This window comes from Chryseobacterium sp. Leaf201, assembly GCF_001421435.1.
Lineage (GTDB): Bacteria > Bacteroidota > Bacteroidia > Flavobacteriales > Weeksellaceae > Chryseobacterium.
The window spans coordinates 1-22,511 of the sequence record NZ_LMKA01000058.1 but is presented as its reverse complement, the minus strand read 5'-3'; the positions used below and the strand labels follow the sequence as shown (position 1 = coordinate 22,511).

The 22,511-nt window shown below is 37.1% G+C and carries 36 protein-coding genes; 3 read left to right on the top strand and 33 right to left on the bottom strand.

Going from position 1 to position 22,511, the window contains the following annotated elements; genetic code table 11:
- Positions 1-7: 7 nt before the first annotated feature.
- From ASE55_RS06755 to ASE55_RS06610, 31 genes are all read right to left on the bottom strand, one after another.
- Positions 8-835 (bottom strand): N-acetylmuramoyl-L-alanine amidase, encoded by an 828-nt coding sequence (locus tag ASE55_RS06755; RefSeq protein ID WP_056216936.1) that lies wholly within the window; start codon positions 833-835, stop codon positions 8-10.
- 120 nt (positions 836-955) lie between these two features.
- Positions 956-1,483: a 50S ribosomal protein L17 gene (rplQ, locus tag ASE55_RS06750; protein WP_056216933.1), complete on the bottom strand. Its 528-nt coding sequence runs from the start codon at positions 1,481-1,483 to the stop codon at positions 956-958.
- Positions 1,484-1,489: 6 nt separating this feature from the next.
- Positions 1,490-2,485, bottom strand: coding sequence for a DNA-directed RNA polymerase subunit alpha (locus ASE55_RS06745; protein WP_056216932.1), 996 nt, complete (start codon positions 2,483-2,485; stop codon positions 1,490-1,492).
- A gap of 33 nt (positions 2,486-2,518) precedes the next feature.
- Positions 2,519-3,127 carry a 30S ribosomal protein S4 gene (rpsD, locus tag ASE55_RS06740; protein ID WP_056216929.1) on the bottom strand — a complete coding sequence of 203 codons (609 nt, stop codon included), beginning with the start codon at positions 3,125-3,127 and terminating at the stop codon, positions 2,519-2,521.
- Positions 3,128-3,146: 19 nt separating this feature from the next.
- Positions 3,147-3,536: a 30S ribosomal protein S11 gene (gene rpsK / locus ASE55_RS06735; protein ID WP_034684858.1), complete on the bottom strand. Its 390-nt coding sequence runs from the start codon at positions 3,534-3,536 to the stop codon at positions 3,147-3,149.
- Between the two features lie 12 nt (positions 3,537-3,548).
- Positions 3,549-3,926, bottom strand: a complete 378-nt coding sequence (rpsM, locus tag ASE55_RS06730) for a 30S ribosomal protein S13 (RefSeq protein ID WP_007839478.1) — start codon at positions 3,924-3,926, stop codon at positions 3,549-3,551.
- Between the two features lie 9 nt (positions 3,927-3,935).
- Complete coding sequence (gene rpmJ / locus ASE55_RS19850; protein ID WP_007839480.1) at positions 3,936-4,052, bottom strand: 50S ribosomal protein L36; 117 nt, start codon at positions 4,050-4,052, stop codon at positions 3,936-3,938.
- 62 nt (positions 4,053-4,114) lie between these two features.
- Complete coding sequence (infA, locus tag ASE55_RS06725) at positions 4,115-4,330, bottom strand: translation initiation factor IF-1 (RefSeq protein WP_027381317.1); 216 nt, start codon at positions 4,328-4,330, stop codon at positions 4,115-4,117.
- 3 nt (positions 4,331-4,333) lie between these two features.
- On the bottom strand, positions 4,334-5,713 hold the full coding sequence (secY, locus tag ASE55_RS06720; RefSeq protein ID WP_056216926.1) for a preprotein translocase subunit SecY: 1,380 nt from the start codon (positions 5,711-5,713) through the stop codon (positions 4,334-4,336).
- A gap of 9 nt (positions 5,714-5,722) precedes the next feature.
- Positions 5,723-6,172 (bottom strand): 50S ribosomal protein L15, encoded by a 450-nt coding sequence (gene rplO / locus ASE55_RS06715; protein WP_056217014.1) that lies wholly within the window; start codon positions 6,170-6,172, stop codon positions 5,723-5,725.
- A gap of 19 nt (positions 6,173-6,191) precedes the next feature.
- Positions 6,192-6,368: a 50S ribosomal protein L30 gene (gene rpmD / locus ASE55_RS06710; RefSeq protein WP_029297759.1), complete on the bottom strand. Its 177-nt coding sequence runs from the start codon at positions 6,366-6,368 to the stop codon at positions 6,192-6,194.
- 10 nt (positions 6,369-6,378) lie between these two features.
- The gene (gene rpsE, locus ASE55_RS06705) at positions 6,379-6,900 is read right to left on the bottom strand and encodes a 30S ribosomal protein S5 (RefSeq protein ID WP_027387203.1); all 522 of its coding nucleotides are present in this window, start codon (positions 6,898-6,900) and stop codon (positions 6,379-6,381) included.
- Between the two features lie 19 nt (positions 6,901-6,919).
- Positions 6,920-7,273 (bottom strand): 50S ribosomal protein L18, encoded by a 354-nt coding sequence (gene rplR / locus ASE55_RS06700; protein ID WP_056216923.1) that lies wholly within the window; start codon positions 7,271-7,273, stop codon positions 6,920-6,922.
- A 15-nt stretch (positions 7,274-7,288) separates the two neighbouring features.
- The gene (rplF, locus tag ASE55_RS06695; RefSeq protein ID WP_056216920.1) at positions 7,289-7,834 is read right to left on the bottom strand and encodes a 50S ribosomal protein L6; all 546 of its coding nucleotides are present in this window, start codon (positions 7,832-7,834) and stop codon (positions 7,289-7,291) included.
- A gap of 17 nt (positions 7,835-7,851) precedes the next feature.
- The gene (gene rpsH, locus ASE55_RS06690; RefSeq protein WP_056216917.1) at positions 7,852-8,250 is read right to left on the bottom strand and encodes a 30S ribosomal protein S8; all 399 of its coding nucleotides are present in this window, start codon (positions 8,248-8,250) and stop codon (positions 7,852-7,854) included.
- Positions 8,251-8,399: 149 nt separating this feature from the next.
- Positions 8,400-8,669, bottom strand: a complete 270-nt coding sequence (rpsN, locus tag ASE55_RS06685; protein WP_027387207.1) for a 30S ribosomal protein S14 — start codon at positions 8,667-8,669, stop codon at positions 8,400-8,402.
- 3 nt (positions 8,670-8,672) lie between these two features.
- Positions 8,673-9,224, bottom strand: a complete 552-nt coding sequence (gene rplE / locus ASE55_RS06680; protein WP_027387208.1) for a 50S ribosomal protein L5 — start codon at positions 9,222-9,224, stop codon at positions 8,673-8,675.
- A 13-nt stretch (positions 9,225-9,237) separates the two neighbouring features.
- Positions 9,238-9,564, bottom strand: coding sequence for a 50S ribosomal protein L24 (rplX, locus tag ASE55_RS06675; RefSeq protein WP_056216914.1), 327 nt, complete (start codon positions 9,562-9,564; stop codon positions 9,238-9,240).
- 18 nt (positions 9,565-9,582) lie between these two features.
- Complete coding sequence (rplN, locus tag ASE55_RS06670; protein WP_007839504.1) at positions 9,583-9,951, bottom strand: 50S ribosomal protein L14; 369 nt, start codon at positions 9,949-9,951, stop codon at positions 9,583-9,585.
- A 2-nt stretch (positions 9,952-9,953) separates the two neighbouring features.
- Positions 9,954-10,208 (bottom strand): 30S ribosomal protein S17, encoded by a 255-nt coding sequence (gene rpsQ, locus ASE55_RS06665; RefSeq protein ID WP_027387210.1) that lies wholly within the window; start codon positions 10,206-10,208, stop codon positions 9,954-9,956.
- A gap of 12 nt (positions 10,209-10,220) precedes the next feature.
- Positions 10,221-10,406: a 50S ribosomal protein L29 gene (gene rpmC / locus ASE55_RS06660; protein ID WP_056216912.1), complete on the bottom strand. Its 186-nt coding sequence runs from the start codon at positions 10,404-10,406 to the stop codon at positions 10,221-10,223.
- A gap of 12 nt (positions 10,407-10,418) precedes the next feature.
- The gene (rplP, locus tag ASE55_RS06655; RefSeq protein ID WP_056216909.1) at positions 10,419-10,844 is read right to left on the bottom strand and encodes a 50S ribosomal protein L16; all 426 of its coding nucleotides are present in this window, start codon (positions 10,842-10,844) and stop codon (positions 10,419-10,421) included.
- Positions 10,845-10,941: 97 nt separating this feature from the next.
- Positions 10,942-11,712: a 30S ribosomal protein S3 gene (gene rpsC, locus ASE55_RS06650; RefSeq protein WP_027387213.1), complete on the bottom strand. Its 771-nt coding sequence runs from the start codon at positions 11,710-11,712 to the stop codon at positions 10,942-10,944.
- Between the two features lie 7 nt (positions 11,713-11,719).
- Positions 11,720-12,118, bottom strand: a complete 399-nt coding sequence (rplV, locus tag ASE55_RS06645) for a 50S ribosomal protein L22 (protein WP_027387214.1) — start codon at positions 12,116-12,118, stop codon at positions 11,720-11,722.
- A gap of 2 nt (positions 12,119-12,120) precedes the next feature.
- Positions 12,121-12,399, bottom strand: coding sequence for a 30S ribosomal protein S19 (gene rpsS / locus ASE55_RS06640; protein ID WP_027387215.1), 279 nt, complete (start codon positions 12,397-12,399; stop codon positions 12,121-12,123).
- Between the two features lie 2 nt (positions 12,400-12,401).
- Entirely contained in the window at positions 12,402-13,223 is an 822-nt protein-coding gene (gene rplB / locus ASE55_RS06635) for a 50S ribosomal protein L2 (RefSeq protein WP_056216906.1), read from the bottom strand.
- A 22-nt stretch (positions 13,224-13,245) separates the two neighbouring features.
- Positions 13,246-13,536 carry a 50S ribosomal protein L23 gene (gene rplW, locus ASE55_RS06630; RefSeq protein ID WP_056216904.1) on the bottom strand — a complete coding sequence of 97 codons (291 nt, stop codon included), beginning with the start codon at positions 13,534-13,536 and terminating at the stop codon, positions 13,246-13,248.
- Between the two features lie 3 nt (positions 13,537-13,539).
- Entirely contained in the window at positions 13,540-14,169 is a 630-nt protein-coding gene (gene rplD, locus ASE55_RS06625; protein ID WP_056216901.1) for a 50S ribosomal protein L4, read from the bottom strand.
- Entirely contained in the window at positions 14,160-14,786 is a 627-nt protein-coding gene (gene rplC / locus ASE55_RS06620; RefSeq protein WP_056216898.1) for a 50S ribosomal protein L3, read from the bottom strand. Before rplC ends, rplD begins: the two co-directional genes overlap by 10 nt.
- Positions 14,787-15,204: 418 nt before the next feature.
- Entirely contained in the window at positions 15,205-16,026 is an 822-nt protein-coding gene (locus ASE55_RS06615) for a GLPGLI family protein (protein WP_082474364.1), read from the bottom strand.
- An 82-nt stretch (positions 16,027-16,108) separates the two neighbouring features.
- A complete protein-coding gene (locus ASE55_RS06610) occupies positions 16,109-16,345 on the bottom strand; it encodes a hypothetical protein (RefSeq protein ID WP_056216894.1) in 237 nt (78 codons plus the stop codon).
- Positions 16,346-16,842: 497 nt separating this feature from the next.
- Here ASE55_RS06610 and ASE55_RS06605 point away from each other — a divergent pair, with 497 nt between their 5' ends.
- Genes ASE55_RS06605 through ASE55_RS06595 form a run of 3 tightly spaced genes read left to right on the top strand, consistent with a single transcriptional unit; the run spans position 16,843 to position 20,982 of the window.
- Complete coding sequence (locus ASE55_RS06605; protein WP_056217011.1) at positions 16,843-17,256, top strand: hypothetical protein; 414 nt, start codon at positions 16,843-16,845, stop codon at positions 17,254-17,256.
- Positions 17,256-18,239, top strand: a complete 984-nt coding sequence (locus ASE55_RS06600) for a hypothetical protein (RefSeq protein WP_056216892.1) — start codon at positions 17,256-17,258, stop codon at positions 18,237-18,239. Before ASE55_RS06605 ends, ASE55_RS06600 begins: the two co-directional genes overlap by 1 nt.
- A gap of 34 nt (positions 18,240-18,273) precedes the next feature.
- Complete coding sequence (locus ASE55_RS06595) at positions 18,274-20,982, top strand: hypothetical protein (protein WP_056216889.1); 2,709 nt, start codon at positions 18,274-18,276, stop codon at positions 20,980-20,982.
- 121 nt (positions 20,983-21,103) lie between these two features.
- Here ASE55_RS06595 and ASE55_RS06590 read toward each other — a convergent pair whose 3' ends face one another.
- On the bottom strand, positions 21,104-21,934 hold the full coding sequence (locus tag ASE55_RS06590) for a GLPGLI family protein (protein WP_056216886.1): 831 nt from the start codon (positions 21,932-21,934) through the stop codon (positions 21,104-21,106).
- A gap of 159 nt (positions 21,935-22,093) precedes the next feature.
- The gene (locus ASE55_RS06585) at positions 22,094-22,405 is read right to left on the bottom strand and encodes a hypothetical protein (RefSeq protein WP_128414513.1); all 312 of its coding nucleotides are present in this window, start codon (positions 22,403-22,405) and stop codon (positions 22,094-22,096) included.
- Between the last annotated feature and the right edge of the window lie 106 nt (positions 22,406-22,511).

Genomic DNA, 22,511 nt, shown 5'->3' with positions numbered 1-22,511 from the left:
CACTATATTATTTCAGTTTCTTAAGCAGGGATCCGCTGACCCAGCCATAAAGAGGTTCTCCGCTGGCAGCGGGTGTTTTAAGAACATAGACATAGAACCATCCGGATTTACTTTTCACAAACTCAACTTCCGTATTGAGCGGGAGCTTGGCAATACTCTCGAATGTTGTGCCCGCACCTGTTCTCAGGTTTGTGTTGTTTTCTGTTATTTTATAGATATCTGCCGTATCATCCTGCCTTCCGAACAGCTTTGCCCTGAAACTTTCCATCGGGAAAGCGGGACCGGGATCATTTTTCCGAAACGGTGCAATGTCGTCATGCCCAAGAATGTCTTTAATGGAATAGGTTTCCATCAACAGCTTGCATATCCTGAAGCAGGAATCAATCTGTTTCTCCGTGAAATTATGCCAGAAGGAAATACTCTTTTCGTGTTTATGCTTTGCTTCCACCACCACTTCTTTCGGATACTCTTTTCCGAACCATGAATAGAAGCGGTCATTAACCTTCGTAAGCCTTCCCGGATTGTCAAGCTCTATCCCGATTGAAAAATTATTGAATCCGGACCGGTCTGCCCACCTGCTCACGCCTGCATGCCAGGCTTTACGGTTGAATTCAACCATCTGGGTAATCTTGCCTTCCCGGTCTATAACGATATGGGCAGAAGCCTTAGCTTCGGGGTCTTTGAACCAGGCCACAGAACTTTCTGCACTCCGGCCGGCCGTGAAATGAATGATGATGCTGTCCGGAACCATTTCGTCTCCTTTATTCGGCGTTGCAGTAAAAGTGACTGTTTCAGAGGCAAGTGTTTTTGATAATTTTTGATTTACGATTTTCATGATTACAATTCTTTTGGTAAAACAATTTTATGCATTTTAAAGATACAAATCAATTACACTTTAAGGTACAAAAAAACCGTTCAGAAATCTGAACGGTTTTTCATTTATATCTGATGAATATTATTCTTCAGTTTTTTCCTCTGTAGAGTCTGCAGCCTGAGCGGTTGGCTCAGCAGCATTTTCTTCTACTGCAGGAGCTTCAGCAGCTACAGCTTCTTTTTTAGGAGCTGTTGCAGATCTTCTGCTTCTTCTTGTTGTTTTCTTCTCTTCCGCATTCGGATTGTAAAGCTCATTGAAGTCTACCAGTTCGATAAGAGCCATATCAGCAGCATCACCAGGTCTGAAACCTGTTTTGATGATTCTTGTATACCCACCATTTCTTTCAGCAATTTTAGGAGCTACTGATCTGAAAAGTTCAGTAACCGCTTCTTTATTCTGAAGATATGAAAAAACAATTCTTCTGTTGTGTGTAGTATCTTCTTTTGCTTTTGTTAATAGGGGCTCAACATATACTCTTAAAGCTTTTGCTTTAGCAACAGTAGTGTTGATTCTTTTATGCTCAATTAGAGAACAAGCCATATTAGAAAGTAACGCACTTCTGTGAGAAGCCGTCCTTCCTAAGTGATTGAATTTTTTACCGTGTCTCATTATTAATTATTTATCAGCGTCTAACTTATATTTTGCAACGTCGAAACCGAAGTTAAGACCTTTTGAATGCACTAATTCTTCTAGTTCTGTCAAAGATTTTTTACCAAAATTTCTGAATTTCATCAAATCAGACTTACTGTAAGATACCAATTCTCCAAGGGTTTCCACTTCAGCCGCCTTCAGACAGTTCAGGGCTCTTACGGAAAGATCCATATCTGCTAATTTAGACTTCAGGAGTTGTCTTGTGTGAAGTGTCTCTTCATCGTACTGGATGGATGCTTTTACCGCTTCCGTTTCAAGGGTGATTCTCTCATCAGAGAACAACATGAAATGATAAATCAATATCTTGGAAGCTTCTGTTAAAGCATTCTGAGGACTGATGGAACCATCAGTTTCTATATCTAATACAAGTTTTTCGTAGTCTGTTTTTTGCTCTACACGATAATTTTCAATGCTGTATTGTACTTTCTTGATTGGCGTAAAAATAGAGTCTATGGCAATAGTACCGATCGGTGCATTGTTTGACTTATTTTGTTCAGAAGGAACATATCCTCTTCCTTTTTCTATGTTGAAAGTAATTTCGAAAGTTACATCACTGTTCAGGTTGCAGATCACAAGTTCCGGGTTCAGCACCTGGAATCCGTTGATAGACTTCCCTAAATCTCCAGCAGTAATAACCGTCTGCCCCGAAACCTTGGCTACAACCTGCTCACTAGTCTGGTTTTCTGCCGTAGATTTTAATCTTACCTGCTTAAGGTTAAGAATAATTTCGGTAACATCTTCGATTACTCCTGAAATAGTTGAAAATTCGTGCTCTACACCTTCTATTTTGATAGATGAAATAGCATAACCTTCCAGAGAAGAAAGCAACACTCTTCTCAAAGCATTACCGATTGTAAGCCCGAAACCTTGTTCTAGTGGTCTGAATTCAAATTGACCTCTAAATTGATCAGAGTTAAGTAAAATTACTTTATCGGGTTTTATGAATTGTAAAATTGCCATATTATTGGGTTGAGCAAAAATTTGATTAAAAAATTATTTAGAGTAAAGTTCGACAATAAGCTGTTCCTTGATGTCCTCCGGGATCTGGATTCTTTCAGGAGCAGAAACGAAAGTACCTTCTTTCTTCTCATCGTTGAATTGTAACCACTCATAATTTGCTTTAGAAGCCAATGCATCAGTAACCACTTCAAGAGACTTAGACTTTTCTCTTACGGCGATTACATCACCCGCTTTAAGCAAATAAGACGGAATATTTACCAGCTCCCCATTTACAGTAATATGTCTGTGAGAAACCAATTGTCTAGCAGCAGATCTTGTTTTAGCAAACCCTAATCTGTATACTACGTTATCTAATCTGGACTCGCAAAGCTGTAATAATACTTCACCAGTTACCCCTTTGCTTCTGTGTGCTTTAACGAACAGGTTAGAAAACTGTCTTTCTAAAATACCGTAAGTATATTTAGCTTTCTGCTTTTCCATTAACTGAACAGCATATTCAGATTTCTTCGCTCCTCTTCTTTTGTTAACACCATGTTGTCCTGGCGGTTGGTTTTTTCTTTTCTCGAAGTTCTTGTCATCTCCGTAGATTGCAGCACCAAACTTTCTAGCAATCTTTGTTTTAGGTCCAATATATCTTGCCATAATGGGTAAATTCTAAAAATTAAACTCTTCTTCTTTTTGGTGGTCTACATCCATTATGCGGCATAGGAGTCACATCAATGATTTCGCTAACTTCAATTCCTGAATTGTGGATTGTTCTGATGGCAGATTCTCTACCTGCACCAGGACCTTTCACAAACACCTTTACTCTTCTAAGACCCGCTTCGTGAGCTACATTAGAGCAATTTTCAGCTGCCATCTGAGCAGCAAATGGAGTATTCTTTTTAGAACCTCTGAAACCCATTTTACCGGCAGAAGCCCAAGAGATAACTTCTCCGCTTTTATTTGTTAAAGAAATGATGATGTTATTGAAAGAAGCCTGAATATGCGCTTCTCCAATAGCTTCAACTTTTACTTTTCTTTTTTTAACTACTTTACTTTGTTTTGCCATAATTCCTAACGATTATTTACTAGCTTTTTTCTTGTTAGCAACAGTTTTTCTCTTTCCTTTACGGGTTCTCGAGTTGTTTTTCGTTCTCTGGCCTCTTAAAGGTAGTCCTAGTCTGTGACGTATTCCTCGTTGGCATCCTATGTCCATTAATCGCTTAATGTTCAATTGCACTTCAGATCTTAATTCTCCTTCTACTTTTACGTTTTCTGAGATATAAGTTCTGATGGCAGCCAATTCATCGTCATTCCATTCGTTGACTTTCTTGTCTTCGCTGATACCGGCAGCTTTAAGGATTTCTGAAGATGTACTTCTTCCGACTCCGTAGATGTAAGTTAAACCGATAACACCTCTTTTGTTTTTTGGTAAATCAATACCTGAAATTCTCGCCATAATTTAATGTTAGCCTTGTCTTTGTTTAAATTTTGGGTTTTTCTTGTTGATCACGAACAGTACACCTTTTCTGCGTACGATCTTGCAATCAGCACTTCTTTTTTTAATTGATGCTCTTACTTTCATTTTGAATAGTATTTATTTTTTAACAATAGCCAAACGGAACATGCATTCCATTTGGCATTTGTTTAATATCTAAACGTAATCCTCCCTTTTGATAAATCATAGGGAGACATTTCTAATTTTACCTTGTCTCCGGGTAAAAGTTTAATATAATGCATTCTCATTTTACCGGAAATATGAGCGATAAGAATATGCCCATTTTCCAGCTCTACACGGAACTGGGCGTTCGAAAGTGCTTCCGTGATAACGCCGTCTTGTTCAATATGTTTTTGTTTTGCCATAAATTAATATCCAGTCGTTCTTGATAATTTAGACTGCATTAAGCCATCATAATGATGGTTCAGCAGATAAGTATTAATCTGTTGAACAGTATCTAAAATTACTCCAACCATAATCAATAGTGATGTTCCCCCGAAAAATAGGGCGAACGCATCTGTCTGAACAAAGCTTCCATGCACAATTGCCGGAAGGACTGCAAAGATAGATAAAAAAATTGCACCTGGCAAGGTAATTTTTGATAAAATATCATCTAAATAATCAGCGGTTTCTTTTCCCGGTCTTACCTTGGGTACCAGGCCTCCGTTTCTCTTCAGATCATCAGCCATTTGGTTCACCGGAATGGTAATTGCAGTATAGAAAAACGAGAAGATAATAATTAACAGCGCAAACAATACGTTGTACTGCCAGCTAAAAACATTCTTGAAACCGGCAAGAAAAGTGTTTGACTCATCTACTTTCGTTAATAATCCCGGTACGAACATCAATGCCTGGGCAAAGATGATCGGCATTACACCGGCAGCATTTACTTTCAATGGAATCCACTGTCTTGCTCCCTGCATAAGATTTCTGTTGACACCTCCTCTTGCCTGAGCTCTGCTTACATACTGAATCGGTATTTTTCTTACGGCAACGGATAATACCACCGCCAGAAGAACTACCAGCATCCAGAAAATTACTTCAATAAGGATCATGATAGATCCCATTCCTCCTTTTCCGTTCTGCACGGCCATTTCCTGTACGAATGCTTCCGGTAATCTTGAAAGGATCCCCACCATAATCAGGATAGAGATACCGTTTCCGATACCTTTGTCGGTGATTTTCTCACCCAACCACATTGCGAATACTGAACCGGCAACCAAAATAACAATACTTGGCAACCAAAACATGATAGAATTTGGCTCTACATAATATGCAGACTGGAACTGAGCATACGGTAAAAACAATTGAGTGATAGAGGTTAAATAAGAAGGCGCCTGTACAAGACAAACCCCAATAGTTAACCATCTGGTAATCTGATTCAATGTATTTCTACCTGACTCTCCATCTTTCTGAAGTTTCTGAAGATAAGGAATAGCCATCCCCATCAACTGAACAATAATAGAAGCAGAAATATAAGGCATGATTCCTAACGCCATCACGGAAGCATGGCTGAATGCCCCTCCCGTAAATGACGAAAGCAAGCCAAGGAGACCTGCTCCCTGCTTGTTTCCGCCTTGACTTTTATAATGCTCTAAGAGATCTCCCACTTCTGCAAGGTTAATTGCAGGCAGCGAGATATAAGATGCGAATCTATACACAAGAATAATCCCTAAAGTGAAGATAATTTTATCCCGTAATTCTTTAAGGCTCCAAATATTTTTGAGTGTTTGTATAAATTCTTTCATTAGTTTTTATTATAAGGTAATTGCTTGTCCACCTGCTTTAGAAATAAGCTCTTCAGCAGATTTAGTGAATTTGTCAGCCGAAATTGAAACCGCAGATTTCAATTCTCCTCTACCCATAATTTTCACTATTTCGTTCTTAGTAGCCAGACCGTTCTGTACCAAAACTTCTTTTGTAATATCTCCTGTTAAAGATTTAGTATCAATTAAGTTCTGAATATCATCCAGGTTGATCGCTCTGTATTCTTTTCTGTTTACGTTTTTGAAACCGAATTTAGGTAATCTTCTCTGTAAAGGCATCTGACCTCCTTCAAAACCGATTTTCTGAGAGTAACCGGCTCTTGCTTTCTGACCTTTGTGTCCTTTTGTAGACGTACCTCCTTTTCCAGTACCCTGTCCTCTACCAATTCTTTTTGAATTGAATGTAGAACCTGCAGCAGGTTTTATGTTGTTTAAATTCATTTTAATTTTTGTTTTAAAATTATTTTTGAACTTCAAGTAAATGACTAACTGCAGCTATCATTCCTAAGATAGAAGGAGTAGCTTCGTGCTCTACAACTTGGTGAAGTTTCTTTAATCCTAATGCTTCAAGCGTTCTCTTTTGGGTTTTTGTTCTACCAATAGCGCTTCTTACTTGCTTTACTTTAATTGTTGCCATTGTTTTATTATTAACCGTTAAACACTTTAGTTAGAGAAACTCCTCTCATTCTTGCAATTTCTTCCGGTCTTCTGATGTCTAACAATGCTTTGAAAGTTGCCTTTACCACATTGTGAGGGTTTGAAGATCCTTTGGATTTTGAAAGGATATCATGAACGCCTGCAGATTCAAGTACCGCTCTTACCGCACCACCTGCGATAAGCCCTGTACCGTGAGAAGCAGGTCTCAAAAAGATATCTGCACCACCATATCTGGCAGAAGTCTGGTGAGGAATGGTATGGTTCATTACAGGAACTTTCACTAAGTTTTTCTTAGCGTCTTCTACTGCTTTAGCAATAGCAGAAGCAACTTCCTTAGATTTCCCTAATCCAAAACCGATGGTTCCGGCTTCGTCTCCTACAACAACAATTGCAGAAAATCCGAAAGCTCTACCTCCTTTGGTTACTTTTGTTACTCTGTTAACAGCTACGAGACGATCTTTAAGTTCTAATCCTCCCGGTTTTACTCTTTCTATATTATCTAGTCCTAACATATTTTCCGAAATTTAATGATTAGAATTTAAGTCCGGCTTCTCTCGCACCGTCAGCAAGAGCTTTAACTCTTCCGTGATATACGAATCCGTTTCTATCAAATACTATATTTTCGATTCCTGCAGCGATAGCTTTGGCAGCAATAGCTTTACCTACAGCAGCAGAAATATCAGTTTTAGTTCCGTTAGCGTCAACTCCTTTCTCTCTGGAAGAAGCGGAAGCCAAAGTTTTTCCACTGTTATCGTCGATTAACTGAGCGTAAATTTCCTTATTACTTTTATATACAGATAATCTTGGCAATTCAGAAGATCCGGAGATTTTCCCTCTTACTCTTCTTTTTATTCTTATTCTTTTTTCTAATTTACTTAATGCCATAATACTTATAATTTATTAAGCAGATTTACCAGCTTTACGTCTAACAATTTCCCCAACGAATCTTACACCTTTTCCTTTGTACGGCTCAGGCTTTCTGAATGAACGGATTTTCGCCGCTACCATCCCAAGAAGTTGCTTGTCATAAGACGTTAAAGTAATAATTGGATTTTTACCTTTTTCAGTCAATGTATCTACTTTCACTTCCGCCGGAAGCTCCAATACGATACCGTGAGAGAATCCTAAAGCCAACTCAAGTTTTTGTCCTGTGTGTGATGCTCTGTATCCTACCCCTACTAATTCCAGTTTCTTTTCGAAACCTTCATTTACACCAACGATCATGTTGGCAATTAACGCTCTGTATAAACCGTGAAGCGCTTTGTGTTGTTTAGACTCGGATGGTCTGTTTACTGTAAGTATACCATCATTCTGTTCTAAAGTAATTCCTGCTGTAAGCTCCTGAGAAAGTTCTCCTTTTGGACCTTTGGCTGTTACCACACCGTTGTTTTCAGTAATGGTAATTCCTGCTGGAACTGTTATAATTGCTTTACCAATTCTTGACATTTTCCTGTGATTAAAAATTAATAAACATAGCAGATTACTTCACCGCCTACTTTCTCTTCTCTAGCTTTCTTGTCAGTCATTACTCCTTTAGAAGTAGAGATGATAGAAATACCCAAACCGTTCAGTACTCTTGGAAGTTCCGTAGAACCTTTGTACTGTCTCAAACCTGGTCTTGAAGCTCTCTGAATAGACTTGATAGCCGGTTTGTTGGTTTGCTTGTCGTACTTTAAAGCGATTTTGATTGTACCCTGAACAGCGCTTTCCTCAAACTTAAAGTTTAAGATATACCCCTGATCAAATAAAATCTTAGTAATCTCCTTTTTGATTTTCGATGCAGGAATTTCCACCACTTTGTGGCCTGCGCTTTGTGCGTTCCTTACTCTTGTTAGGAAATCTGAAATTGGATCTGTTACCATTTTTCTTTTATAAATTATTGGTTAAAGAACAATCAGTATTGCAAGGACTTGAAGAATAAAATATCAGACTTCAGAAAACTTCGGTCTGATATTTTTGTATCTCTAGTATCCAGACAACTTAATTGTCCCGATTTTTTAATGAGTATTAATTACCAACTGGCTTTTTTAACTCCCGGGATAAGACCGTTGTTTGCCATTTCTCTGAAAGTTACTCTGGAAATTCCGAACGTTCTCATGTACCCTCTTGGTCTCCCTGTCAGTTTACATCTGTTGTGCAATCTCACAGGAGAAGCATTTTTCGGTAATTTCTGAAGTCCTTCATAATCACCTGCTTCTTTAAGAGCTTTTCTTTTGTCAGCGTATTTAGCAACTAGTGCTTCTCTCTTGCGCTCACGCGCTTTCATTGATTCTTTAGCCATTTCTTAGTTCTTTTTGAATGGTAAACCGAAGTGAGTTAATAATGCTTTCGCTTCTTTATCTGTCTTAGCAGTTGTAACGAAAGTGATGTCCATCCCCTGGATTTTTTTCACTTTGTCGATAACGATCTCAGGGAAAATGATCTGCTCAGTAATTCCTAAGTTATAGTTACCTCTACCGTCGAAACCGTCAGCCTTGATTCCAGAGAAATCTCTGATTCTCGGCAATGCGGAAGAAGTTAATCTGTCTAAGAACTCATACATTTTATGTGCTCTTAAAGTAACTTTAGCTCCTACCGGCATTCCTTTTCTCAATTTGAAGGCAGCCTCATCTTTCTTAGAGATGGTACCAACAGCCTTTTGGCCGGTGATATTTGTAAGCTCTTCTACAGCATAATCAATGATCTTTTTGTCTGCAGTGGCATCACCTAACCCTTGGGAAAGGATGATCTTTTCCAATTTAGGCACCTGCATTACTGACTTGTACCCAAATTCTTCCATCATTGCAGGAACAATTGTTTCTTTATATGCTTTCTTGGGTCTTGCTATATATTCCATGTGTTATTTAAAATTATAAAGTTTCACCCGTTTTTTTATCGATTCTTACTTTCTTATCTCCTTCGGTTTTATAACCTACTTTGATTGCTTTTCCGTCTTTACCAACTAAAGCTACGTTTGAGATATGAATAGAAGCTTCTTTTTCAGTAATTCCTCCTTGAGGGTTTGAAGCGGAAGGCTTAACGTGTTTTTTAACGATGTTAAGTCCTGCTACAATAACTCTCGGGTCTCTTCCTTCTTTTTTGATCACTTCAATAACTTCACCTGTCTTACCTTTGATATCTTTTTTACCAGTGGTAATGATTACGTTATCTCCTCTTTTTATTTTTAACTTTGACATTTTTTTAAATTTTAAATATTAAAGTACTTCAGGAGCTAATGAAATGATTTTCATATATTCTTTGTCTCTCAACTCACGGGCAACCGGTCCGAAAACACGGGTTCCTCTCATTTCTCCTGCTGCGTTTAGCAATACACAAGCGTTGTCTTCGAATTTGATGTATGAACCATCTTTTCTTCTTACCGCTTTTTTAGTTCTTACTACGACAGCTTTAGATACCTGACCTTTCTTTGCGTTTCCTGATGGTGTGGAATCTTTGATAGTAACAACGATTTTATCACCAACTGAAGCATATCTTCTTCTGGTTCCTCCCAGAACTCTGATAACCAATACTTCTTTGGCACCTGTGTTATCAGCAACTTTTAATCTTGATTCTGTTTGTAACATTATTACTTAGCTTTTTCAATGATTCTTACTAATCTCCATCTCTTGCTCTTGCTCATCGGTCTAGTTTCCTGGATCAGAACTGTATCGCCCTCTGTGCATTCGTTGTTCTCGTCGTGTGCAGTATATTTTTTCGTTTTCAAAACGAATTTACCGTACATCGGGTGCTTTACTCTGGTAGTCTCGCTAACAACAATAGTTTTTTCCATTTTATTGCTGGAAACCACTCCGATTCTTTCTTTTCTTAAATTTCTATCCATTGTAAAATGAAATTATTGTTTGTTAGTTAACTCAGTATTTAGTCTGGCGATTGTTCTTCTCAAATCTTTGATTTGGATCGGGTTTTCAACTGGGCTGATTGCATGAGCCAATTTCAGTTTTGAATATTGAGCTTTTGCTTCAGTAAGTTGAGCTTGAAGGTCACCCGCGCTTAAATTTTTAATATCAGCTTTTTTCATTGTATACAAAGATTAAAGGGGTTTAACAAAATCGTTAGCAACTATGAATCTGGTAACTACCGGTAATTTCTGTGCAGCAAGCCTAAGGGCTTCTTTTGCGATCTCGTAAGGTACACCTCCGATTTCGAACATAATTTTACCTGGTTTTACTACAGCTACCCAATATTCCACGGCACCTTTACCTTTACCCATCCTTACTTCGGCTGGTTTCTTGGTAATTGGCTTATCCGGGAAGATTTTGATCCATAACTGACCTTCTCTCTTCATATATCTTGTTGCAGCAATACGCGCAGCTTCAATTTGTCTCGCAGTGATCCAAGCACCTTCTGTCGCCTTGATCCCGAAAGTTCCATAAGCAAGTTGATTACCTCTCTGGGCAGTCCCCTTCATCTTCATCTTATGAACTCTACGGAATTTGGTTCTTTTTGGTTGTAACATAATTTCTAAATTTTAGATTTTAGATTTTAGATTTTAGATTTTTCTTATTTTAAAAAAGTAACGGTAATTTAAAATTCAAAATTTCTATCTAAAATTTTTAATTATTATTGTTATTATTATTGTTGTTTTTTCTAGGTCCTCTGTTATCCCTTCTGTCTCCGCCTCCTCTGTTATCTCTTCTGTCTCTGTCTCCGGAAGGACCGCCTTTTTTCTGTTGTCCCACTAGAGGAGAAAGTTCTCTTTTACCGTAAACTTCACCTTTCATGATCCAAACCTTAACACCTAGTTTTCCGTACTGAGTTAATGCCTCACCAATGTGATAATCAATATCAGCTCTGAAAGTAGACAAAGGAATTCTTCCGTCTTTGAAAGATTCGCTTCTTGCCATTTCAGCACCGTTCAATCTACCTGAGATCTGAACTTTGATACCTTCTGCCCCCATTCTCATTGTACCTGCAATCGCCATCTTAACAGCTCTTCTGTAAGAGATTCTGTTTTCGATCTGCTTAGCGATGCTGTCAGCTACCAATACTGCATCAAGTTCAGGTCTTTTGATTTCGAAAATATTGATTTGAATATCCTTTTTTGTAAGTTTCTTCAATTCTTCTTTCAATTTATCAACTTCCTGACCTCCTTTACCGATGATTAATCCCGGTCTAGCAGTAGTGATTGTAACTGTTACTAATTTTAATGTTCTTTCAATATAAATTCTTGAAATTCCACCTTTAGATAGTCTAGCCTCAAGGTATCTTCTGATTTTGTAGTCTTCAGCGATTCTGTCTCCATAATCGTTTCCACCAAACCAGTTAGAATCCCATCCTCTGATGATACCTAATCTATTACCAATTGGATTTGTCTTCTGTCCCATACCTTGATTAATTTTCTTTTGTACCTAAGATTAGCGTAATGTGGTTTGATCTTTTTCTGATTCTGTACCCTCTACCTTGCGGAGCCGGTCTCAGTCTCTTCAATTGTCTTGCACTGTCTACAAAAATTTCTTTAACGATAAGGTTTGCCTCTTCGATATCAGCACCTTCGTTTTTTGCCTGCCAGTTGGCCATTGCTGAAAGTAAGACTTTCTCTAATTTGTTAGATGCGTCTTTCTTAGAATATTTTAGAATATATAAAGCTTTGTCTACTTCTACTCCTCTGATGATATCAGCTACTAATCTCATCTTTCTTGGAGAAGACGGGCAATCATTATGTAATGCTTTTACTACATCCTGATTTGTTAATTTACGTGCTAATGCACTTTCTCTTTTTCTTGATCCCATGATTATCTGCTACCTTTATTTTTGTTACCACCATGACCTCTGAAAGATCTTGTTGGAGAAAATTCCCCTAACTTGTGACCTACCATGTTTTCTGTAACGTAAACCGGGATAAAAGATTTCCCGTTGTGTACAGCAATAGTCTGTCCTACGAAGTCCGGAGAGATCATAGACGCTCTAGACCAAGTTTTGATAACTGTCTTCTTACCAGACTCTATGTTTGCCTGAACCTTCTTATCTAAAGTATATGCGATGAATGGTCCTTTTTTAAGTGATCTTGCCATAATTATTTTCTTTTAGATATGATATGACGGTTAGACGCTTTGTTTTTCTTTCTGGTTTTGTACCCTTTAGCCGGCATACCGTTTCTAGATCTTGGGTGACCTCCGGAAGAACGTCCTTCACCACCACCCATCGGGTGATCCACAGGGTTCATTACTACCGGTCTTGTTCTTGGTCTTCTCCCTAACCATCTGCTTCTACCAGCCTTACCTGATACGGTTAACTGATGGTCTGAGTTAGAAACTGAACCAATCATTGCCATACATTCTGTAAGAATCATTCTGGATTCTCCTGAAGGCAACTTGATAATCGCATATTTTCCGTCTCTTGAAGTTAACTGAGCCGAAGAACCTGCACTTCTTGCTAAAATGGCACCCTGACCAGGCTTCATTTCAACACAAGAAATTACAGTACCCAATGGAATATTTTTCAATTTCATTGCGTTTCCTACGTTAGGCTCTACGCTTTCTCCTGAAACTACTTTCTGATCTACTTTGATACCGTTCGGAGCGATGATATATCTCTTCTCTCCGTCAGCATATTCTAATAAAGCGATAAATGCAGTTCTGTTTGGATCATATTCTACAGTTTTTACCGTTGCTTCAACATTTGCTTTGTTTCTTTTGAAGTCGATAATTCTGTATTTCTTTTTGTGTCCACCGCCGGTGTAACGCATGGTCATTTTACCAGTTTGGTTACGTCCACCTGACTTACTAATACCAACCGTTAGAGACTTCTCTGGCTTGTTGGTAGTAATTTCCTCAAAATTGTTAACAACTCTGAATCTCTGTCCCGGGGTGATAGGTTTTAATTTTCTAACAGACATTACTATTATTTATAATTAATAATTAATTTACGGCAAAAATATCGATAACATCACCTTCAACAAGTTTAATTATCGCTTTTTTCAATTTGTTTGTCTTTCCAACCTGAAGACCTTTTTTAGTGTATTTCGAAGAAACCTTCGGAGCATAAATCATTGTGTTAACGTCTGCTACTTTTACACCGTAAGCCGCTTCTACAGCTTTTTTAATCTGGATTTTATTCGCCTTAGGATTCACTAAGAAAGAATAAGAACCTCTTAAATCTGTAAGGTAATTAGCCTTTTCTGATATAACTGGTTTAATAATAACTGACATGACTTATTTCTTTAAATTTTCCTGGAATTTTTCAACTGCACCTTCAAAGAACACGATTTCACCTGCATTTACCAAGTCGTAAGAACTGATTTCGTTGAAGTTCTTTACTTTGGTTTTAGGTAAGTTTCTTGAAGATAAATACACATTCTTGTTAGCTTCAGGAAGTACAAATAAAGCTTTCTTATCGTTCAATGCCAAAGCATTCAATACGGTGATGAAATCTTTAGTTTTAGGAGCGTTCAAGCTCATATCTTCCAAAACTCTGATGCTGTTGTCTCTCATTTTCTGAGATAAAACAGATTTTTTTGCCAATCTCTTAAGCGCTTTGTTCAATTTGAACCTGTAGTCTCTCGGTTTTGGTCCGAATACTCTACCCCCACCTCTGAAAGTTGGAGATTTGATATCCCCGTATCTTGCAGAACCGGATCCTTTTTGCTTCTTAAGTTTTTTAGTAGAAGCTGTAATTTCGCTTCTTTCTTTAGATTTATGAGTTCCTTGTCTCTGTGCGGCAAGGTACTGTTTAACTTCTAAGTAAACCGCGTGCTGATTTGGCTCAATTCCGAATACCGTTTCGTCTAGAGTTACTTTTCTTCCGGTCTCTTTTCCTGATGTATTTAATACTACTAGTTCCATTTTCTGATAATTACATAAGAATTTTTAGCTCCCGGAACAGCACCTTTTACTACTAAAAGATTTTGTTCTTGATCCACTTTTAACACCTGAAGGTTCTGAACAGTTACCTGCTTACCTCCCATTCTTCCAGCCATTCTCATCCCTTTGAATACTCTTGAAGGGTCTGAACCAGCACCGATAGAACCTGGAGCTCTAAGCCTGTTGTGCTGACCATGAGTTGCCTGCATTACACCTCCAAATCCGTGTCTTTTAACAACACCCTGGAAGCCTTTACCTTTAGAAGTACCTGTTACGTCAACGAATTCGCCTTCTGCAAACAGATCTACTTTTACTTCTCCTCCTACTTTTACTTCGTCTACGAATTCTCTGTAGAATTCTACCAACTTAGCTTTAGGAGCTGAACCAGCCTTTTTAAAATGGCCAGCTAACGCTTTACCAACGTTCTTCTCACTCTTGTCATCGAAACCTAACTGAACTGACTTGTAGCCGTCCTTTTCTATGGTTCTGACCTGTAAAACCGAGCACGGACCTGCTTGAATAACTGTACAAGGAATGTTTTTTCCTTCTTCGTTAAACAAAGACGTCATACCGATTTTCTTACCAATAATACCTGACATTGTTTATATTATAATAAAATTTATCTTCTATTTCTCGCCATTTTAAGGAATCTAAAGTAATTTCTACGTTTGATATAGGCATACTATGTCCTAAAATGAGTGTGCAAATTTATGAATAAATTTATAACTGACAAACATTTGATGCAAAATATTTTGATTTTTAGCGATTTACATAAAAATCAGCAAAACATATGTTTTCCAATATTAATTAAAAAACAAATCTTTCTTTATTTCCTACATTATATAATAGATAAAAATAACTGTAACCTGAATTGAAGAAAATCGGCATATCGAAGTATCAATGTGGCGCAATACCAGATCTACATGATTAAATATGTCTGCTTAAAGTAACATGTTAAAGATCTGAATATGCCACTGAAAAAGCCGCTTGAACAGCGGCTTTTTCGTTATATACTTATTAAGGATTTAGCTCTATAGGATTATTTTTCCGTTTCATTTTATCTTTCACCTTTGCTTCAGCATTTGAATCAAGTGTGAATCCGCTTTTAGCAATTTCAGAAATAAAATTATCCTGTGTATTTTTGAGTGCTTGATAAAAATCTTGTTTTGTCACTTTCTTTCCGTTTACCCTTTTCTCTGAAATCCAAAGAAGCGGCTTTTCAGCAATATTTTTATAACTCAATAATTCGAATTTATACTGTTTTTTCGAGTCTTCTATTTCCACAATCAGTCCTGGTAACCCATAGAATTTATAAGGCCCGTCTGAAATAGGAATGTCATTTGTAAACCAAGCTTTATATTGGCGTCCTGCGTAAGATAAAAATGCAGCCTGACATCTTAGGTTTCCAATGTTCTTTTTTTCTTCAGAAATTTTCCATTTGAAAGCAGGATTTTCTTCATAAACAAAATCGTTTCTAATAATTTTATCATAGAAAAGGATCTGGCTTTTTACAGGATCTTTTATTATCCGGTACGTAAAATTAGTTTTTGGAATAGTTGAAAGATCAATGCTTGCAACAGATGTATTTTTTCCTTTACTCATATCAGCAACAACAGAGTCTCTTTTATATGAATTCATACTCATAAATTGGGACTTTCCTTTTCCTCTCTCTAATATAAAATATTCCTCACTTATATTCGCTTTATCCAGAGAATCACTATGACTTGTCAGCAAATACACATACTTTGATTCTATCACATCAATGTCAACTGCCTTTTGCCCGTATGCACTACAGGTTATTAACATAAACAGAAACAACATTCCAACTTTTTTATACATATCTTACTTTATTTTTAAACCACGAAAGAGGATCTATGTCCCCTTTTGCAGTTTATTTTAATTAACATTGTAGTTTACCATATTAATTTCCGCACAGAACTTCGTCTGCAACAATAACAACGTCTATGATATCTCCCAACGTTTCACCACAAGCCTGACCTGTAATTCCACAAGATAGGGTAACAGGCACACAAGCATAAGCTTTTGCGTCGTTAGTGATTGGTTCTGCTTCAGGTAGATTTTCGGTTTCTACTGCAATAGTGTTTGCACTCATTGTACCGGCAACCACAAACGCGGCCATAAAAATTAGTTTTTTCATGATAATTATTTTTTAATTTGATTTCACTAAAGTATGAATAAAATAAATACAAACAAAATTATTATCAATAATTTCCACATTAAAATGAAATATAGACAATGAAAATATTTTTAAATTCAATAAAACCCACTAATACCACCAATTTACATGAAATACGCTAATATGGGATTTCGGCTTCAGATCGAAATTACACGCGAGTAAATCAATATTAATTACTTCAATCTAAATTGATATCTTAGATTTACATACCATCAGTTATTTTGACTTCTGTTAAAACTGGTGAACAATAGAGGTCCTTAAAAAGACAAGCAAGAGTTTCTACAAGACTAATAGTGTTATTAATAAGGTAATAATTAACTTTTAAGATCTACTGTTAAATTTTTTGGAACTTTTACAGTTTATAATTTTACGTTTGAGAAGTTCAGATAAAAGAAATGATGATGATTTACGGTGTAATTTTTGCTACGGTATTTCTAATTTTTAAACACATTACACCCATGAAAAAGGTACTTTCCATTTTTTTATTTTGCATAAGCATTCTTTCATTTGCCCAATCAAAAGCCCCGTTTACCGGAAAAAGAGATTTCGTTATTGAACAGGGAGCCAGCGGCTCCGGAACTCCGGCTTATTACCTTGATGCAAAAACCAATGGCGACGTGCATTTTGGCTTTGTGCAAGTCAACCAGGCAGATGGTACAGAGACCAAAGAAATAATCAATGCCGGAAAATACAACCCGAAAGTTATGAAGGTGCATTTTAAAACTTATAATGAAACTTTTTATGTAAAATTTGATAAGGAGAAAATTTATCTTACCGATGCAAAAGGAAACATTAAAAAATCAGATGACTGCTGCCCGGTTTCCGAAATGGCCTATACAAACTGCAATTGCGAAGGCAAGCTGTACCGTTAATGAAAGCCCTTAAACTTTTATCGCTTCTGCTCTTTTTAACTTTAGTATGCTGCACAAAGAAAGAGGACCATCCGTATACATTTTATTACTGGAAAACAAAACTCTCTTTAGATGAAACAGAAAAAAAGGCATTGGATGGGGCATCCGCTCCCTATCTTTATACAAGATTTTTTGACATCGATAAAATCAACGGAAAATTTCAGCCTGTAGGCACCATTACAAAAGACCGCAGTTTTATTCCCGGAAAAAATATTGTTCCCACGGTTTTTATTACCAACCGCACATTTCTTTATATCGGCAAAGATGAAATCAGGTTTCTTGCCCAAAGTATCCATAACCTTATTCAGAAAAAGGGCATACTGTACGGCCTTAAAATTTATAACGAAATCCAGATCGACTGTGACTGGACAGTTGGTACAAAAGAGGATTACTTTACATTCTTAAAAGAATTAAAGAAGGTTTCAGGAAAAGAAATTACCTGTACCCTGCGTCTTCATCAGGTAAAGGATAAAAAACAGACCGGCATTCCGCCTGTGGAAAAAGTATATCTGATGTGCTACTCCACTTCCTCACCTCTGGAAAATTCAGATAAAAATTCAATTCTGGATGTGAATACCCTGAAAAGTTATTTGGCTGACCTTGATAAATATCCGGTGAAACATATTGAAGTGGCCCTTCCAATCTATTCATGGGGAATTGTTACCAACTATCTTGGAAAGCACAAATTAATCAATGGCCTGTCCGGGAAAGACCTGGAAAATCCAAATTTTAAAAAAATCTCTGAAACAGAAATTGAGATTCAGAAGGACGGATTTTATTTCGGGAATTATTTAAACAAAGGGTTCAGGATTGAAATTGAAGAAATTTCCGATGAGCAGCTTGAGGAGACCATTCAGTTCCTGGAGAAAAAAATATCTTCCTTTTCTATCATTTATTATCAGTTAGACCGTAAATTTGTTATAGGGCAGACGTTTAATTTTTAAATTCTGATCCTACATAAAAACACTTAATATCAATATGAAAAAGCACTTACTTTCACTGGCTGTTATTGCCCTTTTTTATACGGAATCCAATGCCTGCGCCTGGTCTGATCCGGACTATGAATATTTTAACCTGTTTACGCAAAGCATTATTAAGGATAAATCTTACCTTCCTTTCTTACACAGCTACTCAACGAGGTTCTATACGGATTTTAAACCGTCACAGATTCCTGATGAAAATATAGACTCATGGAAACGTTTTTTCGGGAACCGGTTTACTTATGTAGAAACGGATTACCTCGTGAATAAAATGAGCCTGAATGATCTTAATGCCTTAAAAAAAGGCAATCCGACAAATGCGTTACTCACTAAAGCAGGGCCAGGTTTTTACCAGAAGTACCGTGAAGCTATCGATTACCTGATTGAGGCAAAATACCTTGAGCCGTATATGAGGATCAATTTTGTTGAAAATGCAGATTCATTTTATTACAGCGGAGCTCAGAATGACAAAAATGCGACCAGCCTGGATTATAATAAAACCATTGCAGCACTTACCTCCCTGTACAACGCAACCCAAAACCTTGAAATCAAACAACGGTACGGATACCAGCTGGTAAGGTTCAATCACTACACCAGAAATTATGATGCGGCACTGAAAGCTTTCAAAACGTACGTTGAACCCATCAGGTTAAAGGGGGCCCCTTATATCATGGCACTTGACCAGCTTGCCGGAGCGCAGAGAGGATTGGGAATGAACAGCGATGCCAACTGGAATTTCTTTCAGGTCTTCAAAGACAGCCGGAGCCGTAAGGAATCTGCTTTTGTTTCCATGAAGCTTTCAGATACGGCATCATTTAATAATATCCTGAAGCGTACTGCAACGGATGATGAAAAAAACATGGCTTATTTTCTTTTAGGATATGAAGATTTTAACAACCCGGTCCCGATAATGGAGAAAATGTATGACATCAATCCTGATTCCGAGATCCTGAAGGTAATGGCCGTAAGAAGCATCAATGAATTGGAGAGAAGCTATCTTCCGATTTACTATTACAGCAATGATGAAAATTCAACAATTCAGGTTTCAAATTCCACTAAAAATGCAAATGCGGATCAGGCAAAACCAGAAACGGCAGAAGTAAAAAAAGAGGAACTTTCCTTTTGGCAAAAAATCATAAGGTTCTTCCGAAACCTTTTCGGGGGCTCAAAAAATAAAAACAGTGACGGAACTAAGGCTGACCAGAGTGAAGACGAGCTGTTGGACAATCCGAACAGGATTCCTGTTTTCACCAGGAATAATTATTACTATGATGAAAAGACGAGGAACTTTCTGGATGACCTGGAAAAATTCACTGATAAAGCTAAAGACAAATCTAAGGATGAGTACTGGCAGATTGCCGATGCCTATTTGAAATTCCTGAAAAAAGATTATGAAGGCAGCACTGAAGTCTTAAATGACATCAAAACCACAAATCCGGAATACCTGGAAGAGATCAAAAGAATGAAAGTTCTGAATGATATTGTTTCCCAACCGAAAATTGATGCAGATTATGAAAATCATCTGATGAAAGATTACGCAGATTATTTTGCAGATCAACCGGAAGTAAAAAAAGACAGCACCGAAAATGAAGATTACGATTATTATGGTGAAGTCCCTTCCACAAAAGATTTTCTGAAAGATGTGCTTGCCAACCGGTATTTCCTTCAGGGAGAAGACGGGAAATCTTTTCTAATGAACAACAAGCTTTCGGATCTTCAGTACAACCCGAATTCTGCCTTGGTAAAAAGTGTGGAAGACTTTTACAGGAAGCCTGACAAGACTCAGTTTGAGCAGCAGATTATTGCTAAAAACATTAACGATGTAGGAAACATTGATGCGTTCTTTGCCGTAATTTACGGCGACCGTGCGATGAGACAGGCAGATTTTGAAAAAGCCCGTTCGCATTATGCAAAAGCTCAGAACTTCTCCGGAATTCCAAGATCGGAATGGAACTACGACCAGAAAAAAACAACACCGCTTCAATATGCTGCTACGGCTTATAATGGGTTCAACAATATTTCAGATCTGGTTTTCGGGCACAATGTATGGGAAAGTTACCAAAGCAGTCCCGCAGAAAGCATGGAAAAAGAAGACTATACGGATTTCCCTTTTATCAGGCCGGTAATGAGCAAATTTGAGCTTTCAGATGCCCTTGTTCAACTTAAAAAGACAGGCAGCGGCAATGGTGAAAAAGCGGCAAAAGCCAATCAGCTCATTGGAAATCTCCTGTATAATACATCAATATTAGGATATTACCGTCAATTGTTTGTCATGGATCTTGATAATACGAACGGCGGGAAATATGATTTCCAGGGAACAGACAAACGGAATCCTTATCAGTATTATTATAAAAACTTCCTTGACCGTTCTTATACAGAGCCTGATAACTTTGATCTGGCCATCGGCTATTATAAAAAGGCACTGGCTCTTTCTCCTGACAAGGAACATAAAGCAAGGATTCTATTTCAGATGGCCAGCGCAGAACAGGGGAAATATTATCAGTATGAAGCAAAAAACCCTTCTAAAACCGACTACTCAGATCCGAAATGGAGCGAGAAAAATGATGCCTACCAGCAACAGCTTGATCAGATTAAAAACCAGAAGTACAGAACGTATTTTGCCATGCTGAAATCCCAGTACACGGATACGGAAACAGCAAAAAGCCTGATGGGAAGCTGCTCGTATTTCGGTTATTTTATGAAGTAAATAAATTGTTTAAATAAAAAGGAATCGTTCGATTCCTTTTTATTTAAAATTTAGTGATTGCCCATTTATTATTGCAGCCGTCAAGCTAAATATAAAACTTTTAAATAGATCTTTTAAAACTTTAATCCAATTCCATAGATTCATATTGGATATTTCTTGGCTTAATTGTTAGTGGACTACCATCTTCATTGTAAGCTTTCCCATTATAAAAAGCTCCAGGATTTTCTTTATATGCCTTTTGAACGGTTTTGAATTTTTCCCTGGTAATTTTTAATATCTTTTTTTCATTCCTCAGATAGATGCGTTTGGGGTTTTTATCAATCCCTACAGCTGTAAAAGTATACTTCTTATCACTGTCTTCTACTTTTAAAATTAATCCAGGCAGACCTCCGAATATATAAGGTCCGTTATATAATGGGATGTCTGGCGTATACCATGCAAAATATGTTCTGCCAGCATAATTCACTTTAGCTTTTTTACATTTATATCCTAATATATCTTTCTCTTCTTTTTCCAAATTCCAGTTTAATGCAGGCTGTTTCCCATCATATTGGTAAGGATATCTGAACCTATCCTGGACAGTTAAAGAATTACCATTTTTGAAAATCACATTATTCCACAATACTTTTGTTTTAAAATATTCTCCTGCCTCTTTCTGTCCAATAGTATTTTTAACACTGTACTCTTTATCTAATGAATCAATTCTAACTTTATTATTATCAAAAAATTTAGATACTTTGTCATTCACTTCAAGTATACATATAGCTTCTTTCTTACTGGAAGGCAAGAGTGCGTTATCCAGAAAATCAACCTTATAGTATATATTGTAGAAGCTTTTACCATATTCAATTATCTCAAATGGAGAAGGCTTAATTGAAAAATTAGGAGAAATAATTTTCTGACCATTAACAGTAATGGTAAATAAAAAAATTAGTAATAAATTATATTTCATTTTTACTGATATGTAAATAGGCAGCAGTATGCTGCCTATTCAGGATTAATACATAATTTTTAGGTATACTGGCCAACAAATNTAATAAATTATATTTCATTTTTACTGATATGTAAATAGGCAGCAGTATGCTGCCTATTCAGGATTAATACATAATTTTTAGGTATACTGGCCAACAAATGTACCTGAACACTGCTGGTCAGTAAAATACGTGGCTGCATCATTAAGTTCATCCATGCTTGTGTAATCATTAGCATCGAGGTAAAAAACTTTTCCACACCAAGTAGAAACACCAATCCAAGCAATAGGTTTCAGTGCAACTTTCAAATCTGTCTGAGAATTCTGTTTTGTACTCTCATTACTTTTCGATTCTGCTGTTTCTCTTTTAAGTTCCTGCTTTTTGATCTCTGCATTCTTTGCATTCATTAGCCCTGCTACACATATAGTAGCAACAAATAATAATTTTTTCATAAAAAATATAATAAATTATATTTCATTTTTACTGATATGTAAATAGGCAGCAGTATGCTGCCTATTCAGGATTAATACATAATTTTTAGGTATACTGGCCAACAAA